The sequence below is a fragment of the Ruegeria sp. HKCCD4884 genome (genome assembly GCF_013110855.1).
Taxonomy (GTDB): Bacteria; Pseudomonadota; Alphaproteobacteria; order Rhodobacterales; family Rhodobacteraceae; genus Ruegeria.
On record NZ_WVRJ01000009.1, the window covers coordinates 1 to 17,726 of the forward strand.

General features: G+C 56.8%; 17 protein-coding genes. 9 read left to right on the plus strand and 8 right to left on the minus strand.

Translation table 11 applies throughout. From position 1 onward, the window contains the following. Positions 1–455 precede the first annotated feature (455 nt). A complete protein-coding gene (locus GS636_RS13890; protein WP_171669939.1) occupies positions 456–2,075 on the plus strand; it encodes a GMC family oxidoreductase in 1,620 nt (539 codons plus the stop codon). A gap of 4 nt (positions 2,076–2,079) precedes the next feature. Here the strand turns inward: GS636_RS13890 and GS636_RS13895 are convergent, their stop codons facing one another. Continuing rightward, positions 2,080–2,925, minus strand: a complete 846-nt coding sequence (locus GS636_RS13895; RefSeq protein ID WP_171669941.1) for an SDR family oxidoreductase — start codon at positions 2,923–2,925, stop codon at positions 2,080–2,082. Between the two features lie 88 nt (positions 2,926–3,013). Between GS636_RS13895 and GS636_RS13900 the strand changes: the two genes are divergently transcribed. Then, positions 3,014–3,646 carry a class I SAM-dependent methyltransferase gene (locus GS636_RS13900; RefSeq protein WP_171669944.1) on the plus strand — a complete coding sequence of 211 codons (633 nt, stop codon included), beginning with the start codon at positions 3,014–3,016 and terminating at the stop codon, positions 3,644–3,646. A 24-nt stretch (positions 3,647–3,670) separates the two neighbouring features. On the opposite strand, the gene GS636_RS13905 is transcribed toward GS636_RS13900, so the two are convergent. Together GS636_RS13905 and GS636_RS13910 are read right to left on the minus strand one after the other, a co-directional pair. Further along, the gene (locus GS636_RS13905) at positions 3,671–4,660 is read right to left on the minus strand and encodes a sterol desaturase family protein (RefSeq protein ID WP_171669945.1); all 990 of its coding nucleotides are present in this window, start codon (positions 4,658–4,660) and stop codon (positions 3,671–3,673) included. Positions 4,661–4,683: 23 nt separating this feature from the next. After that, the gene (locus tag GS636_RS13910) at positions 4,684–5,439 is read right to left on the minus strand and encodes a class II aldolase and adducin N-terminal domain-containing protein (protein WP_171669946.1); all 756 of its coding nucleotides are present in this window, start codon (positions 5,437–5,439) and stop codon (positions 4,684–4,686) included. A gap of 114 nt (positions 5,440–5,553) precedes the next feature. Here GS636_RS13910 and GS636_RS13915 point away from each other — a divergent pair, with 114 nt between their 5' ends. The 4 genes from GS636_RS13915 (at position 5,554) to GS636_RS13930 (ending at position 10,268) form a co-directional block, all read left to right on the plus strand. Further along, positions 5,554–6,423 (plus strand): LysR family transcriptional regulator, encoded by an 870-nt coding sequence (locus tag GS636_RS13915; protein WP_171669947.1) that lies wholly within the window; start codon positions 5,554–5,556, stop codon positions 6,421–6,423. Positions 6,424–6,587: 164 nt separating this feature from the next. Beyond that, positions 6,588–8,390, plus strand: coding sequence for an adenine deaminase (gene ade, locus GS636_RS13920; protein WP_171669949.1), 1,803 nt, complete (start codon positions 6,588–6,590; stop codon positions 8,388–8,390). Beyond that, positions 8,387–9,850, plus strand: coding sequence for an AMP nucleosidase (locus GS636_RS13925; protein WP_171669951.1), 1,464 nt, complete (start codon positions 8,387–8,389; stop codon positions 9,848–9,850). The genes ade and GS636_RS13925 overlap by 4 nt, the downstream gene beginning before the upstream one ends. A 130-nt stretch (positions 9,851–9,980) precedes the next feature. After that, positions 9,981–10,268 (plus strand): HU family DNA-binding protein, encoded by a 288-nt coding sequence (locus tag GS636_RS13930; RefSeq protein WP_068347305.1) that lies wholly within the window; start codon positions 9,981–9,983, stop codon positions 10,266–10,268. Positions 10,269–10,325: 57 nt separating this feature from the next. On the opposite strand, the gene GS636_RS13935 is transcribed toward GS636_RS13930, so the two are convergent. Both GS636_RS13935 and GS636_RS13940 read right to left on the minus strand, forming a co-directional pair. Then, complete coding sequence (locus GS636_RS13935; protein ID WP_171092684.1) at positions 10,326–10,559, minus strand: hypothetical protein; 234 nt, start codon at positions 10,557–10,559, stop codon at positions 10,326–10,328. A 115-nt stretch (positions 10,560–10,674) separates the two neighbouring features. Further along, on the minus strand, positions 10,675–11,871 hold the full coding sequence (locus tag GS636_RS13940) for a BCCT family transporter (RefSeq protein WP_171670248.1): 1,197 nt from the start codon (positions 11,869–11,871) through the stop codon (positions 10,675–10,677). Positions 11,872–12,053: 182 nt separating this feature from the next. Here GS636_RS13940 and GS636_RS13945 point away from each other — a divergent pair, with 182 nt between their 5' ends. Next, positions 12,054–12,941, plus strand: a complete 888-nt coding sequence (locus GS636_RS13945) for a DMT family transporter (RefSeq protein WP_171105750.1) — start codon at positions 12,054–12,056, stop codon at positions 12,939–12,941. Here the strand turns inward: GS636_RS13945 and GS636_RS13950 are convergent. Further along, on the minus strand, positions 12,917–13,438 hold the full coding sequence (locus GS636_RS13950; protein WP_171669954.1) for a glutathione peroxidase: 522 nt from the start codon (positions 13,436–13,438) through the stop codon (positions 12,917–12,919). The genes GS636_RS13945 and GS636_RS13950 overlap by 25 nt on opposite strands. Positions 13,439–13,582: 144 nt before the next feature. Here GS636_RS13950 and msrB point away from each other — a divergent pair, with 144 nt between their 5' ends. Both msrB and msrA read left to right on the plus strand, forming a co-directional pair. Continuing rightward, positions 13,583–14,029, plus strand: coding sequence for a peptide-methionine (R)-S-oxide reductase MsrB (msrB, locus tag GS636_RS13955; protein WP_171092690.1), 447 nt, complete (start codon positions 13,583–13,585; stop codon positions 14,027–14,029). Beyond that, entirely contained in the window at positions 14,029–14,541 is a 513-nt protein-coding gene (gene msrA / locus GS636_RS13960; protein WP_171669956.1) for a peptide-methionine (S)-S-oxide reductase MsrA, read from the plus strand. Before msrB ends, msrA begins: the two co-directional genes overlap by 1 nt. A gap of 39 nt (positions 14,542–14,580) precedes the next feature. On the opposite strand, the gene GS636_RS13965 is transcribed toward msrA, so the two are convergent. Further along, positions 14,581–16,584: a hydantoinase/oxoprolinase family protein gene (locus tag GS636_RS13965; protein WP_171669958.1), complete on the minus strand. Its 2,004-nt coding sequence runs from the start codon at positions 16,582–16,584 to the stop codon at positions 14,581–14,583. A 72-nt stretch (positions 16,585–16,656) separates the two neighbouring features. Continuing rightward, the gene (queG, locus tag GS636_RS13970; protein WP_171669960.1) at positions 16,657–17,694 is read right to left on the minus strand and encodes a tRNA epoxyqueuosine(34) reductase QueG; all 1,038 of its coding nucleotides are present in this window, start codon (positions 17,692–17,694) and stop codon (positions 16,657–16,659) included. Positions 17,695–17,726 lie beyond the last annotated feature (32 nt).

The window sequence follows — 17,726 nt, forward strand, 5'->3', positions numbered from 1 at the left end:
GTCTCTCCGATGTGTCACCGCCGCTTCCGCAGCGTCCCAGCGCCTCAGCAGCGCCAGTGAAGGGGTATTTACGGATTAGGTCTGGGACCTGCAACCCCCATTTTGAAAAAACTTCACATTTCCCATCGTTTTCTTCAGTTCATTAATTAAAACAACATATTACGTTAATAAATCAATCTCGCAGACGTACTTTGAGCGCTTAGGAAACCTGAGAAACTAGGCGAAACGAGCCTCAGAGGCGGAATCGCGGTGCGCAGAGGATCATCGACACCCCAAAAGCCATTGCGAGCCCCGGTCCGCATCGGTCGAATATTGGAACAACAACTTAAAGGCCCTGGTAACTGACTTGGGGTTATAATTGTTTTTTTACTAAAATCCCGCAGTGTTCCCCAAACCGCTAGATCAGGACGCCAAAGACCCAGCGGCCACTGCTGAAAGAAGTTGGGAGCACAGTATTGCAATTCGACTATGTCATCGTTGGCGGAGGTTCTGCGGGATCTGTACTGGCACATCGCCTCAGCGAAGATCCCAGCATACGCGTATGTGTGCTTGAGGCTGGAGGTCGCGGCGATGGCATGGTTGTCAGGGTACCGTCCGCTGTTGTTGCAGCTTTGCCGGGGCGTCCTCGAATTAACAACTGGGCCTTCGAGACCGTTCCGCAGCCCGGTTTGAATGGACGCAGGGGCTATCAACCACGTGGTAAGGCCCTGGGCGGTTCAAGTGCGATCAATGCGATGCTTTATATCCGGGGGCAACGACAAGACTATGATGGATGGGCGGACCTGGGGTGCGATGGGTGGGATTGGACCAGCGTATTGCCTTATTTTAAACGCGCTGAGAATAACGAGCAAGGCGCAGATGACATGCATGGCGATAGCGGACCTCTGCATGTCTCGCACCAAAAAGAACCGCGCCCTGTAACCCGCGCCTTTGTTGAAGCCGCTGAGCAATTGCAACACCACAGCACAGACGATTTCAATCGCGGTGATAATGAAGGCGTCGGGCTTTATCAGGTCACGCAGTTTCACGATCCGGCAAAGAATGGCGAGCGTTGCTCTGCGGCGGCGGCGTATCTGTTTCCAGCACTGAGCCGCCCCAACCTGACCGTCGTCACACATGCCCATGTCAAAGAACTGACGTTCGAAGGAAGACGTGCCAGCGGAGTGACCTATCAAAAAAAAGGCAAAGGCGCAGATTTCACTGTGACAGCCACGCGCGAAGTCTTGCTGTGCGCCGGTGCGTTGAAGTCGCCGCAACTGTTACAGCTATCCGGCATAGGTGCGGTAGCTGATCTGAAACCGCACGGAATCGCCATACGTCATGAGTTGCCGGGCGTTGGACAAAACCTGCAGGACCATCTGGACTTCATTCTCACGTACCGCAGCAAAGACACAAACACGTTCGGCATAGGACCTGTGGGGGCCGCCCGACTGCTTGGACATATTCACAGGTGGCGCAAGACAGGTGTATCCATGGCTGCCACCCCGTTTGCCGAAGGCGCGGCTTTTCTGAAAACCAGTCCAGATCTCGAGCGCCCGGATATTCAGCTGCATTTCACTATCGCAATGGTCGATGATCACGCTCGCAAACTGCACTACGGATACGGATATGGTTGCCATATCTGCAAGTTGCGCCCGGACAGCCGCGGAACAGTCGGGCTGCGCAGTGCTGACCCGATGGACACACCCAACATCGACCCGGCCTTTCTGTCAGACGACAGGGATATTGAGACCATGATCAAAGGGGCGCGTATGACACGGGACATCCTCGAAGCGCCCGCTTTGGCGAAATACCGACACAAAGAGATGTTCGGAACAGATAGCGCCCAAACCGACGCGGATTGGGAAAGGCACATCCGCGCCCGCGCCGATACAATTTATCACCCGGTCGGCACCTGCAAAATGGGGCAGGACCCGATGGCGGTGGTGGATCCCGAACTGCGCGTACATGGCATAGAAGGGCTGCGCGTAGTCGACGCGTCGGTCATGCCAACACTTGTGTCTGGCAATACAAACGCGCCAACCATCATGATTGCGGAAAAAGCGGCGGACATGATCAAGGCAGCAGCGTGTTAAAGTGCTATTGGCCTTTCATCAAAGCGTCTAACCCGACCCTGTAGTTGGGGTAGATCAATCTCACGCCCAACTCGTCCTTGATCCGACTGTTCCGCACACGCTTGTTCTCATTATAGAAGCTGCGCGCCATTGGCGTCAGGTCGGCCTCTTCAAAGGATACCGCCGGCGGAAGGGGAAGACCTTGTAGCTCAGCGGCGTAACCGATGACGTCCTGGGGCGGGACGGGTTCATCGTCACATACATTGTAGACGCGACCCGGGTTGGGCTTGGTCATCGAGGCTTCAAGGATTTGCGCGATGTCCTCCACGTGAATGCGCGAAAACACCTGACCGGGCTTGATGATACGCCGCAACCCACCGCGTTTAAGCTTGGAAAAGGGACCTCGGCCCGGGCCATAGATGCCAGCCAGCCGGAAGATATGTACAGGCAGGCCGGGAATAGATGACCATTGCTGCTCGGCCAACATGCGCCATTTGCCGCGTTTGGCGGTCGGAGCCGGAGGCGTGTCTTCGTCAACCCATCCGCCCTGATGATCGCCATAAACGGCAGTTGTCGACAAATACCCAATCCATGCGAATTGAGCCGCGCGGCGGGCGATTTCCTCACCCAGCGCCGCCAAAACCGGATCACCCTCTACATTCGGGGCGGTCGAAATCAGAAGATGCGTCACCCCATCAAGATTCGGTTCCTGTCCAGGCCAGACCAACGGCTCGGCACCCGAGCCTCGGATAGCATCCATGCCTCCGCTGTCACGTGTGGTGCCAACAATGCGCCAGCCTTTCGGAGCAATATGTCGGGACAGGGCCTGTGCGGAATAACCATGGCCAAATGAGAAAAGCGTCTGAGTCATGTCCCTTTGATGGGCCTCAGTGTACCGGGATGCAAGCGCTGCATGGACGCACTTGAATCGAATCTTTGGATGCGGCTTTCTGTTGGGTATGAGCGACAAGAAACCCGATTTGCATTCGGCCTATGCGCTGAACTCCCCAAATGAACACAAACGCCTCTATGCGGAATGGGCCGGGGATTATGATGACGGCTTCGCCGCGCGCGAGGATTACCAGCTTCACACCCATACCGCACGGGCATTTGTGGGTGCGGGCGGTCAAGGCCCGGTTCTGGATATTGGCGCGGGCACAGGCCTTTGCGGCGCAGTGTTGTCCGGGCTAGGCGTTGGGCCAATTGATGCGACCGATATCAGCGCGGACATGCTGGATCAGGCCATGCGCAAGGATATCTACCGCGACGCTATTGAAGCTGATCTGACCCAGGGTATTCCGGTACCGCGTGAAAGCTATTCTGGCATCGTCTCATCCGGGACCTTCACCCACGGCCATCTCGGCCCCGAGGTCTTTCCCGCGCTTTTGCGTGTCGCACGGCCTGGTGCGCAGTTCGCTCTTTCGATCAATGCCCGTCATTTCGAAAAACTGGGTTTCGCAGAAAAACTGCGTCAATTGGAACAGGGTCAGATTCGAAATCTGACCCTGCCCGAAGTTCGTATTTATGGCGATCTTGCTGCTGGCCCCAACAAAGACGACACGGCGTTCATTGCTTTGTTTGAGCGGGTTTAAACTGAGGTAATCAGACCGAAACCATCAGGTGTACATCTGCTTTTTGTACGCGCGCGTACGCGTTGTCGCCTCAGCCGAGCCATCGTGGTAGGTGCCGAACCACTTGTCGAACGGGATTTCGGACGTGCCGTAGTTGCACTCGAAATACCTGTGATGAAGCTGGTGGAAGAAATCCCCAGCTCGCGCGGCCTCGGTCTCGCCAGCTTTCAGTTTTTCGAACCCTGAATGGGACAGAACCGGGCTGATCTGCTGGAATGAACTGTGAAACAGCAGATGCAGCGGATGAGACGGCACAATCAGGTGGATGAAGTAGGTGGTGAAATAAAGCAGGTTTTCATACCAGTGGTTCGAAATCCCAGACCACGGCCCGATATTGACATTGCGGTGATGCACAGCGTGGACGTGTTTGTAGAGCTTTGGGTGATGCTCAAGCCGGTGCACCCAGTAAAAGTGCAGGCCGGACCACATCGGAATGAACATCATCCACACGACAAACCAAACCGGAGCTTCAGCCCAGGTGATCGTCGGCGCCCAGCCATTGGCCATGGCCCAGTAGATGATCCACTGGTAAACAGTGGCAACCGTCATGGCGCTGCCCAGCGTCCACCAGATATTGTCCCAAACCTGATTGCGGAAAGTAAACGTTCCGTTGTTCCGCGTCAGATCCCGGCGGTCGAACTTTTTGTACATGCCCTGCCCTTTTCGCATGTAAAGCCACCAATGCAGCCCCCCAGCCACCAGGATTTGCGGCACCATGTTCAACAGCCAGATCCGGAGCATCCAGCCGGGTGCAAAGCTCTGCATAGTCTCTAATGCAGGAAAAAAGAAGGCATAGGCAATTATCGCCAGAACCATGCACAAGGTCAGGGACGTGATCTGCAACCACGCGCCGCTGTACCATTTCAGCACTGCCGCGGGGCGCGGTGGCCAGCTGAACAATGGGTTCAGGCCTACGGGGCCTTCGGGGTGATAGTGCCAGCGGGCGGTTTCGGGATCCGGGGCGATATCCGTCATGATGCTCTCTTAGGGATGTGCAGTCAGGTTGCGTAGTCTGATTCCTCTGCGTCGAGAATCGCCTTGATCTCACGCAGGTGGGCTTTGGCCTGGTCAGGGTAGTCGTCCAGTTCTTGTGCGGTTTTCTCGGCAATCTCATCCGACAAAACGCGCAGAGGCAGGCCCGTTTGCAATGCGCGGATATACGTCTCGGCCGCGCGTTCAAAGTAATACAGCCGGTTGAACGTATCTGCAGGATCGCTGCCGATGATCAGCACGCCATGATTGCCCATGATCATGACCTTTTTCTTTGGGTCCGTCAGCATCCCGGCACAGCGTTCGCCTTCGCTTTCGAAGGCCAGCCCGCCGAACTCTTGGTCAATCACATAGCGATTGTAGAAGGTTGCCGTGTTCTGATCGATCGGCGGCAAGGTGCTGTCGGCCAACGAAGCCAGAACAGTCGCAAAGATCGAATGCACATGCATGACGCAGCGCGCATGCGGACAGTGGCGATGAATTGACCCATGCAACCCCCATGCCGTGGGGTCCGGTGCACCGGGTTGGGACATCACGTCAGGATCGTTGGCATCCAACAACAACAAGTCTGACGCGCGAATGCGCGAGAAATGCGCCTGATTGGGATTCATCAGGAACTGCGTGCCGTCCTCGTTCACTGCAAGGCTGAAATGGTTGGCGACGGCCTCGTGCATGTTCAGCCGCGCGGTCCAGCGGAACGCGGCAGCCATATCCACACGCTCGGACCAGTGATCGATATTGGGGCGAAGGTTGGTAACACTCATGCGGCGGCTCCTGTTGCGGCTGACCTTGGATAAAGCCTGCATTTGACTTGCGCGTTTGACCAACGAAAAAAACAAAGCTATCTCATTAGCTGAACTTATGCCGAGGTTATGTTGATGCAGAACAAACTGCCTCCGCTGGGCTGGCTGCGCACGTTTGAGGCCGCAGCACGGCATCTGTCTTTCACCGGCGCAGCGCGGGATCTGAACATGACGCAAAGCGCTGTTAGTCAGCAGATAAAATCGTTGGAAGGCCATCTGGGGCAGCCCTTATTCCTGCGCCGCCCCAAAGCGTTAGAACTGACCGAGGCCGGAATCACCTATTTGCCAGTGGTCCGAGAAGCGTTTCGGACGCTTATGCGCGGCACACAGGCTGTCACCGGTGCGCAGCCAAACGCGGTTCAGGTGCAATGCAACATCAGCTTTGCCGTCAATTGGCTGGCCCCGCGCCTGCCGATGTTTCAGGCCGAGCATCCTGATGTACAGTTAAATATCTTCACCGAACTCTGGGAACCGCGAGAGATGGCCGAAGGCGCTGCGGTTGAGATTCGTTTCTCGTTGCGCCCATCGGACACCACCCGGACCGAGATGCTGCGCACTGAACACTATTATCCGGTCTGTGCCCCAGGGTATCAGGTGAGTCTGGACGATCTTCAGGAAAAGCCATTGTTCGATTGCTCCAATCTGCTGTCCAATTGGTCAAACTGGGCAGAAGAACAGGGTCTAACATGGGGAAATCCGTCGATTACCTATGCAACAACCTATCTGGTTTGCCTTTCTGCAGCCATGGCGGGCGGGGGCCTGTGCCTGGCGCATGACGCCATTGCACACCACCTGATCGAACGCGGGCAGCTTGTCGCGCCGTTTGAACATCGCGCGCCGATGCCTGAGGCATATTATCTGCTGTTGTCTCCACAGGCCGAGGACACGCCCGGAGCCGTGGCCTTTGCGAATTGGATTCGGCGCGAAATTGGGTCAGATACGTAACCCGGTAAGCTTTCGCCCATGCCCAAGGCCAGTGCGCACCTGTCCAATGGCCGGGCGCCATGGGCGCGCAGCAAATGGATGCAGGCCAAACAGGAATTTATGATCTGTTTGTGACAGCGCAGAACCGGGGTTGCACACGCTGGCGCATTCGTGAAAGTTGAGCCATGGAATACACACCCTTCCCCAGCTGGCCCGACGTCGCCCCGAAATTGATCGTAGTTGCCGCCGGCCGCGACGCCGCCGACACCGTGATTCAGGGCGGAATCTGGGTAAACGTACATACACGCGAACTGTTGCCGGATCATTCGGTTGCAATTGCAGCCGGGCGGATTGCTTTTGTCGGGCCCGACGCCTCGCACTGCATAGGCCCGGAAACACAGATCATCGACGCGCGTGGCCGCTATATTCTGCCCGGCCTGTGCGACGCGCATATGCACATCGAGTCTGGTATGCTCACCCCCGCCGAATTCGCACGCGCGGTCATCCCGCACGGTACGACCAGCATGTTCACCGATCCGCATGAGATCGCTAACGTGCTTGGTCTGGACGGTGTGCGCATGATGCATGACGAAGCCATGATGCAGCCGGTCAATATCTTCACCCAGATGCCGTCCTGCGCGCCATCTGCGCCGGGGCTGGAAACGACCGGTTATGAAATCACGCCCGAAGATGTGACGGAAGCCATGAACTGGCCCGGTATCATCGGGCTGGGTGAAATGATGAATTTTCCCGGCGTGATCCATGGCGACCCCAAAATGCTGGCCGAGATTGCAGCCACGCAACGGGCGGGTAAAACCGTGGGCGGACATTACGCTTCGCCCGTTTTAGGGTCTGATTTTGCAGCCTATGTGGCCGGTGGACCAGCGGATGATCACGAAGGCACCTGCGAAGCCGACGCCATTGCCCGGGTGCGGCAGGGAATGCGGTCGATGATGCGTTTGGGATCAGCCTGGTATGATGTCGAAAGTCAGATCACCGCCGTGACCGAGAAAGGGCTGGATCCGCGTAACTTCATTCTGTGCACCGACGATTGCCACTCGGGCACGTTGGTCAATGACGGGCATATGAACCGTGTCGTGCGCCACGCCATTGCCTGTGGATGTGACCCTTTGATCGCGCTGCAAATGGCAACGATCAATACAGCCACACATTTCGGGCTGGAACGTGAAATCGGGTCTGTGACACCGGGGCGCAGGGCAGACATCCTTCTCAGCTCGGACCTGACGAGCTTGCCGATCGAAACAGTGATCGCCCGTGGGAAAGTGGTTGCGGAAAACGGTAAGATTGCGGTGGATTGCCCGCATTTGAACTGGCCCGAAAAGGCACGTAACACCGTTCACTTGGGGCACGATCTGAGCGCGACCGATTTTGAGATCAAGGCCCCGGACGGGGCGAACCGGGTGCAGGCTAATGTTATCGGTGTGGTGGAAAACCAGGCCCCGACCAAAGCGTTGAAATCTGAACTGCCGATCATAGGTGGGCTGGTCGAGGGCGAAGGTGGTGTCTGCCAGATCGCTTTGGTCGAGCGGCACCGCGCGACAGGTGGTGTGACCAACGCATTTGTCTCGGGTTTCGGCTATCAGGGCAAGATGGCCATGGCCTCGACCGTGGCGCATGACAGTCACCACATGATCGTTGTCGGCACGGACCGGGAACAGATGGCCTTGGCCGCCAACCGTCTGGCCGAAGTGGGTGGTGGCATCACCCTGTTCCGAGACGGACAGGAACTGGCTTTGGTGGAATTGCCCATCGCTGGCCTGATGTCCGACAGCCCCGCCGCCGAGGTCGCAGCCAAAGCCGATAGGATGGTGCAAGCCATGCAGGACTGCGGCTGTCAATTAAACAACGCGTATATGCAGCACTCACTACTGGCGCTGGTCGTGATTCCAGAGCTTCGAATCTCGGACCTCGGGCTGGTGGACGTACGCACCTTTGAAAAAATCGACCTTTTGGAACCTTTGGCATGACGACACTTCTGACCCCTGAATCACAAGCGCCAGAGCAATTCACTGATCCGGCAGCCGCCGTTGCTCGTCTGGAAGAGCTTTACACACAAGCCACGGAATTCCTGTGCGACAGCTTTTCAAAAGCGATGCAGGAAGGTGCCCCATCCGCACGATACAGAGCCTATTACCCGGAAATTCGCATCCGAACGTCCACATACGCGCAGGTCGACAGCCGCCTGAGCTTTGGCCACGTTTCTGAACCCGGTGTCCATGCCACCACCGTAACGCGGCCCGATCTGTTCCGGTCTTACTTAACCCAACAGATCGCTTTGTTGATCAAGAATCACGGCCAGCCAGTCACGATTGCAGCCTCGGACACACCCATCCCGGTGCATTTCGCAGTGGCAAACAATTCAGATCTGGTTGTGCCACATCAGGGCGCGGCCGCGTTTACACTGCGCGATGTGTTTGACGTGCCGGATCTGAGCACCACCAACGACGACATCGTCAACGGTGTACACGATCACGAGGATGTCGTCGGTCCCTTGTCGCTGTTTACCGCCCAACGCGTGGATTATTCTCTGGCCCGTCTGGCGCATTACACGGCGACCGATGCAAGCCATTTTCAGAATCATGTACTGTTCACGAACTATCAGTTCTATGTCTCAGAGTTCGAAAACTACGCCCGCGAGCAATTGGCAGATCCCGCCAGCGGCTATACCAGCTTTGTCTCAACCGGAAACGCCGAGATCACGGACCCAGAGGCAGCGATCGAACAACCGCTGAAACTGCCGCAGATGCCGACCTATCACCTCAAGCGGGAAGACGGTTCGGGGATCACTCTGGTGAATATCGGCGTTGGCCCGTCCAACGCAAAAACCGCAACAGACCATATCGCCGTTCTGCGCCCTCATGCCTGGTTGATGGTTGGCCATTGCGCCGGGTTGCGTAACACGCAAGCCTTGGGCGACTTTGTACTGGCCCATGCCTATCTCCGTGACGACAAGGTTCTGGACGACGATTTGCCTGTCTGGGTTCCGATTCCTCCGTTGGCCGAGGTTCAGGTGGCGCTGGAACGCGCCGTGGCTGAAGTGACGGAGTTGGAAGGCTATGAGCTGAAGCGGATCATGCGGACAGGAACTGTGGCCTCGGTCGATAACCGCAACTGGGAATTGCGTGATCAAACCGGCCCGGTCCAGCGTCTCAGCCAATCGCGCGCAATTGCGCTGGACATGGAGAGCGCGACCATTGCTGCAAACGGCTATCGCTTCCGCGTACCCTACGGCACTTTGCTGTGCGTTTCGGACAAGCCGTTGCACGGTGAACTGAAACTGCCAGGTATGGCATCGTCCTTCTATACCACTCAGGTCAGCCGTCATCTGGCCATCGGTATCAAGGCGATGGAGCACTTGCGCGGCATGCCGCTTGAGCGGTTACACAGCCGGAAATTGCGTTCCTTTGACGAAACAGCCTTCCTCTGACGCAAAAAAGCAACGTTTTCCCCATATTTTTAGGGGTTTCAGCGCTACTATTCGTTGTGTTCGCCCACAATATCCCGTTACAGTTACGCGGTGAGGCCCTATAGATCGGGCACGTTAAGGAGACCAAGAAATGGCAAAGCCTATGACTAAGACTCAGCTGGTTGCTGCTCTCGCTGAGGAAATGGGAACCGACAAGAAATCCGCGAATGCGGCGCTGGAGGCCATCACCGGCCTGATCACCCGCGAAGTTTCTGCCGGTGGCGCAGTGACGCTGCCCGGCGTCGGCAAAATCTACTGCCGCGAGCGCCCCGAGCGTCAGGTCCGCAACCCGGCCACTGGTGAAACCTTCACCAAAGAAGCCGACAAGGTTGTGAAAATGACCATCGCGAAAGCGCTGAAGGACAGCGTGAACGGCTAAGTTCCGTTTTTTCGACATGATCAAGGGCCGCCAATTGGGGGCCCTTTTTCTTTGGCCTCAATGCAAGCTCAGCAAGACCTCCAGGTCACGGCGGCTCAACCGCTCCATCAGCGACCGTTCGTCAGACGTCAGCTTCGCGTCACCGCGAATATACTTTTCCAGATGCAAGGCAATGTCACTAGTCGGTCTGTAATACAGATCAGGATCAAGTTGGCTAAGTGCTTCGACCAGACGCATCAGAATTTTCTTCTGTTTCTCTGAGTCAAGATCTTTGCGTTTTTCTTCCAGCACTCTGCACACCTTTCGTCTTTCCCCGTGAAGCATAGCGCAAACCTGATGGTCGCCAAGATGCAACGAAAAAGGGGCACCTTTGGGGTGCCCCTCGGATCAGTGATTTGATCGACGATTAGTGAACCGTCTCAACCTTATGGAAGTCCAGATCGCGGCCTTCAGGCATCGCATAGATGCTCAACACCTCTTTGCGCTTGGTGATCAGGATATAGACCACGCAGGCGAGGTACAGACCAACAACTACCGCGCCGATCCACTGGATTTGCAGCCACTGGCTTTGGAAAAGCAAAGTCAGGACGAACAGCAGCACAACGTTGCCCGCCACATAAGGGGCCTTACCGAACCGCTCAACCGTCATGTTCAGGTTGTCTGTGTACAGGCGGATCAGCGAGTCGAGCGAGTTGATCACAAAGGTCACGCCAACGATCACCATCGCGATGTTGGTGATACCAGCGGTGCTGATGCCGTTGAGGTGGTAATAGTACAGAACCGTGAACCAGATACCCAGCGGGATGGACGGAAAGATCAACAGTGCCGCCAGCAATTGCCACGTGGTCAGACCGCCCACAAAGCGCGAGGTGAACTGACCGATCATGATCGACCAAGCGAACCACCAGAACAGGTAGAAGGCGTGATAGTCGGTCAGCGGCAGGACAAACTTGTGCAGGTTGGCGAAATAGGCACCAATATTGCTGCCGGTTTCCACAAACCCGGTTACGCCCATTCCTGCTGCGGCCCACATACCGATGATCAAAGCCAGGAACAGGAAGGTCGAACCCACCGACAGGATGCGTACGTATTTCAGGTCAGTCGACGAATAGGCCGCCGCCAGGATAACCACGAAGACGATGATGTAGAACGTGGTTACGACGGACTCGCCGTCTCCGACTTCAGGCAAGTAGCCGGGCAGATAGATCAGGAACAGGCTGGCGGTGAAAGCGCAGGTGCCAATGATGACCACGTTGTTGATCAGCTTGACCAGTGGGATTTCAAAGAACTTCACGCGCGGCTCGATGACGCAGAAATAGAAGGCTGTCAGGAAGTAGAACGCCCAGATCAGAAAACCCCAGAACCCAAACTCGATCGCCAGCGGATTGGCGAATGCATAAGCAGGGTCTTCGGCATAGCCGCCGAATTCGGTCAGCGGGAACATGATCAGGCCGACATCCAGACCGGATGTGAACAGGATCGCGATGAACGTGAACAGATGAACCGGTGTCACACCAACGCAACGCAGGTTCCACCATTTCACGACGAAGAAAGCGACCAGGCCCAATGCCAGCAGGACGCCAAAAGATAGTATGTACTCCAGAAGCACTGACAAACCTCCCTTGTTTGGTCAGATCGTCACGCCGTTATAGTTTATTGGCTGATCAATCAATAAAAACATGCACAAATCACACCGCATGTTACCTGCGTGTCTTTTTTGGCGCAGGCAACTTGCAGCGAGTGGGAAAATCGGGAACAGTCCGCCCAACATGACAGGGGGTCTCCATGGATCTGCGCGCCATAGCCATGGGGCTTACATTTGCTCTGATCTGGTCATCCGCCTTTACCTCGGCGCGTATTATCGTTGCAGATGCCTCGCCTTTGTTTTCGTTGGCGCTACGATTTCTGATCTCTGGTGTTCTGGGCGTGATGATTGCAAGGGCAATGGGCCAAAGCTGGCACCTGACCCGGAACCAGTGGCGCGCAACGATCCTGTTCGGAATTTGCCAAAATGCCCTTTATTTGGGTCTAAACTTCTATGCGATGCAGACGGTCGAGGCCTCGGTCGCCGCCATTATCGCATCCACAATGCCCTTATTGGTGGCGCTGGCTGGGTGGTTGATTTTCAAGGAAAAGCTACGCCCTCTTGGTATACTTGGTTTGTTCGCAGGTTTCGCAGGTGTTGCGCTTATCATGAGCAGTCGGGTCAGTGCGGGCGTCGATATGTTCGGGGTCGCGCTTTGCGGTATCGGGGCACTGGCGTTGACATTTGCCACGCTCGCGGTTCGCGGCGCGACGTCCGGCGGGAACTTTATGATGGTGGTAGGGCTTCAAATGTTGGTTGGCTCAGCGGCCTTGTTTGTCGCAGCACCTGTCTTTGAAACGATTTACATTCGCCCGACTCTGCCACTGGCACTGGCGTTCACTTATACCACTTTGTTCCCCGGGCTGCTAGCGACGCTGATTTGGTTCCTGCTGCTGGACCGCATAGGTGCCGTCAGGGCGGCAACATTTCATTTTCTTAACCCTGTATTCGGGGTCACAATCGCGGCGATCCTACTGGGCGAGAAGTTAGGAGCAATGGATGCCGTTGGGGTTGGCGTCACAACACTTGGCATTCTTGCCGTCCAACTCTCGCGGCAACCCGCTCAGGGCAGCAAAGCTTCGACCTGAGACAAAAGCTTGCGAGAATCGGGTTTGACGTTTGAACCATAGGTCGCGACCACTTCGCCCGCTGGATCGATCAGGATCTTGTTAAAGTTCCATTTGGGCGTGAACCCAGTCTGGGCGGCGACGGCTTTGTAAAACGGGTGGGCGTCTTTTCCCTTAACCGGCGTTATATCCGTCATCGGTAACGTCAGCCCATAGTTCATCTCGCAGAACTGTTTTACCTCTTCGGCGGACCCAAGTTCCTGATTGAACGAATCTGAGGGGACCGCGAGAACGACCAACCCTTTGTCGGAGTACGCCTCATGCACCTTTTGTAGAGCCGCATACTGTCCGGTGAAGCCGCAGTGTGACGCGGTATTGACCACCAGTACGGGTTGGCCACGCCAATCTTCAATGGCCAATGTTCCCCCGTCGATCGAGGCGAACTCACCGGTCACTGGCGCGGCCTGAACGGCACGTCCCAGTAAGATCAGGGCAGTCAAAAGCAGCAATCTGAACATGTCTTGTCCTCCCTTTAAATCTGATACGCGGTTCGTCAGTCTTCAGATCACTTGCACGACTGCGAGAGCCGGTTGAAATATCGCTTTGCTTTCCCCTCTGCAGTCCCCAGATTATGGCACAATACTTTACCAGCCGGAGGATCCATGACCCGCTATACCAAAGACCCCACGGCCATCGCTGCGCTTTCGCCCGAAGAATTTCACGTCACTCAACGCAGTGGAACTGAACGTCCAGGCACCGGAAAATACCTGAACAACAAGGAACCGGGGATCTATGTGGACATCGTATCAGGTGAGCCGCTTTTCGCCTCGACCCACAAATACGAATCTGGGTGCGGCTGGCCCAGTTTCACCAAGCCGATTATCCATGAACATGTGGAAGAGTTTCGCGATACAACGCATGGTATGATCCGGACCGAGGTCCGCTCGAAACACGGCGACAGCCATCTGGGGCATGTCTTTCCCGATGGCCCGCGCGAACATGGCGGGCTACGCTATTGCATCAACTCCGCCTCTCTTCGGTTCATCCATCGTGACGAAATGGAAGCCGAAGGATATGGCGAATATCTGATTCATGTGGAGGACATCTGATGACCGAACAACGCGCTGTACTGGCCGGAGGCTGCTTTTGGGGCATGCAGGACCTGTTCCGCAAAATGCCGGGCGTTTCACGCACCCGCGTCGGTTACACCGGCGGCGATGTGCCCAACGCGACCTATCGCAACCACGGCACCCACGCCGAAGGGATCGAGATCTGGTTTGATCCGTCGCAGATCAGCTATCGCGACCTGTTGGAGTTCTTTTTCCAAATCCACGACCCGACTACGATTAACCGTCAAGGCAACGATCGCGGCATGAGCTATCGCTCGGCGATCTATTATGTGGACGACGCTCAGCAGCAGGTTGCGGTCGATACCATCGCTGACGTGAACGCCAGTGGCCTGTGGCCCGGCAAGGTCGTGACCGAAGTTGAACCTGTCGGAGATTTCTGGGAGGCCGAGCCAGAGCATCAGGATTATCTGGAGCGCATTCCGAACGGCTATACCTGCCACTTCCCGCGCCCGGATTGGGTCCTTCCTAAACGCGCCAGCGCCGCAGAATAAAGCACCACCTGCCCGGCCCCTCTGAACTCTTCAGGGGGGCTAGCCTGTAGCCACCCTTGGTCGCCCGCTTGCCTCGACCGTAATCATGGCTTCGACAAAAACATCCTTGGCCTCGACCCGCGCCGTTTTGATATCGCGATCCACGATCACCCGAATATCTTCCGCGCCAGCTTCTCTGACTGCACTCTCGGCTTCGAATTTCAGAATCCGCTCCAACAACGCCAGCGCTTCATCCGATGCAGAAAAATCCTGTGGCCCGTCCTCAAGATGCACACGATACCGCCCTTCGGTCGGTGACGTGACCGTACCAGACCGCCGCAATGTCAGCCGTCCAACAACCGCACCGATCGCATTCGCTACGCCAGCGTGCTCGGGCAGGATCATGCGACAGTGCAACCGCTCACCCACTGCGGGGTAATAGCTGGGGGCTGACGCTCCAAGGCCCACCACATCCACGTTCAACGCGGCATTTAACGACAACAACCCACGATGTTGCGCCAACCCACGCTGCGTCAACACATGCCGCGCCAATTCCTGAGGTGACAATCCGAAATCATCCTGCTCTTCGTCAAAAGCAGCCTCTAACAAAGTCAAACTGGTCTGTTCCGTCAATTGATCCACGATCATCTGCGCCAATGCCTCTGGCGAATTTGCCAGCATGTCCCCGGATCCGACCCGTTTCCGGGCCACCAGCTCCAAGGCCTTGCGTGCAGCTTCAGAATCCCAAGCGTCGACGCGGCCCAATACATGACTCGCATCCGACGGCGTCACGCCCGAGACCTGGACGATCCCGCGGTCGACCAAGCGATTCAGTGCGCCATTCTCCATCCGCGACCGCAGCAGTGCGCCAAGCGGAAGAACCTGATCGCCCAGACGTTCCAACAACATCTCTTCCCGAGCGCCGACACCATCAGCATGCACACCCGGCACGCGTCGTACAAATCGGGTGTCGTGCTCGCCCACCGTGGTCGCCCGCAATTGTTCGTCCAGAATGGCGTGCACAACTTCGGGCGCTTCCGCTGCGATCAAAGACACGGGCAGAACACGCCGGGGGCCCAGAAACACGCCACCCTGCAATCCTTCGGTCACAACATGAACCTGGCTGTCCCCACCCAAACCATGTGTGCGCATCGCCACAGCCTCGACCATGGTTCGAAATCCACCAACCTGCGCGCCGCCCGGATCAATAGCTGGCTTGCCGTCCCGGATCAGCGCTACATCAGTTGTGGTGCCTCCGATATCCGACACCAGCGCATTGTCAGCCCCGGTCAGCCAGCGCGCCCCGACAATCGAAGCCGCCGGTCCACTCAGGATGGTCTCAATCGGGCGCTCCCGCGCCTGTTCGGCGCTCATCAAAGCTCCATCGCCACGCACAACCATCATCGGGGCCGAGATTCCCAGAACGCGCAATTGATCTTGCGCGCGCCCGATCAAGCGGTCGATCATTCCAATCAGACGCGCATTCAGCACCGCCGTCACAGCACGTTTCGGCCCGTTCAACTTGGCCGACAAATGATGCGAACATGTCACCGGCGCACCGGTCCTTTCAGATACGATCCGCGCCGCCTCCAGTTCATGCGCTGGATTACGGGTTGCGAATTGGGCCGCAATCGCAAAGCCAGAAATGCCTTTGTGAGTGTCTAAAAACTGCTCCAAGGCGGCAGTATCCAGCGGCGCAGCTTCGCCGCCGGAATGTGTATGACCACCCGCAATCACAAGCGCCGGATCATCTTTCAGCGCGTCCTTCAAGCCATGCTTTACCAGATCACCCGTCTTGAACCCGATATAGATCAGCGCGACACGTCCACCCTGCCCTTCAACCAGAGCATTTGTGGCCAGTGTCGTGGACAATGACGCCATCGCAATCTGCTCCGGCGAGACCTGGGCGTCTTCCAGCACGGCAGAGATCGCCTTGCCCACACCAATGGCCAAATCCGCACGCGTGGTCAGCGACTTGGCCGAGGCGATCACCTCTTTCTCATCCCGGATCAACACCGCATCGGTATAGGTTCCGCCCGTATCCACCCCCAAAGACAGAGTCATCGGGTCCTCCTTACTGTTCGCTGCGATTGGGTGTAGCGGTTATGCGCGACGCGTCCAGCCTGTTTGCGGCATTTATGACAGCTGTTCTACCGCCCAGCGCGCCGCGTCGGCCACGGTTTCATCCGGGTCGCTTGTCAACACCTGTGCAACCGGCCTCAAGTTTGAGTGGCCCGAGTTTCCAATGGCGTAAAGCACATTCCGGACGAACCGGTCCCGCCCGATGCGCTTGATGGGTGAACCAGAGAACTTCGAACGAAAGGCCGCATCATCCAGCGCCGCCAGCTCTGCCAGCGACGGTGCTTTCAGATCAGCTCGGGCGGCATACCGTATATCGCTGGCAGCGACGGCAAACTTGTTCCAGGGACAAGCCGCCAAGCAATCATCGCAACCATAGATTCGATTGCCCATCTTACTGCGCAACTCGGGCTCAACGGGACCTTTATGTTCAATGGTCAGGTACGAAATGCACCGCCGTGCATCCAATTGATACGGGGCCGGAAACGCATCGGTCGGGCAGCTGTCCAGACAGGCGCGACACGAACCACAGTGATCTACCTCCGGCGCGTCCGACGGTAACTCAATTGTCGTAAAAACAGAGCCTATAAAAGCCCAATTCCCCCATTCACGACTGACAAGGTTGGTATGCTTACCCTGCCAACCAAGGCCAGCAGCATGCCCCAAGGCCTTTTCCGGAACCGGAGCGGTGTCGACAAAAACCTTTACCTCGCCCCCCGCCTCAGCAATCAACCATCGCGCCAATCGCTTGAGGCGTTTCTTGACCAGATCATGGTAGTCCTTGTTCTGTGCATAAACGGAAATAGCGCCGCGATCCGGATGGTTCAGAACCTCTGTCGGGTTATGCTCTGGCGTGTAGCTTTCAGCCAACATGATCACAGACCGCGCCTCGGGCCACAGGGCGGCGGGATCACCGCGCCAATGCACCCGCTCAGCCATCCACCCCATCTGTCCGTGATACCCGGCCTCCAAAAACGCCCCAAGGCGTTCGGGCACCTGCGGAACATCCCAAGGGCGGCACACCCGACACGCCACAAACCCCTCTGCCAGGGCCTGTTGCACCAGCTTTTTCTTCAGGTCCGATCCGCTCTTCATCTGGCCTAAAATACCTCCGGGGGAATCGCGCC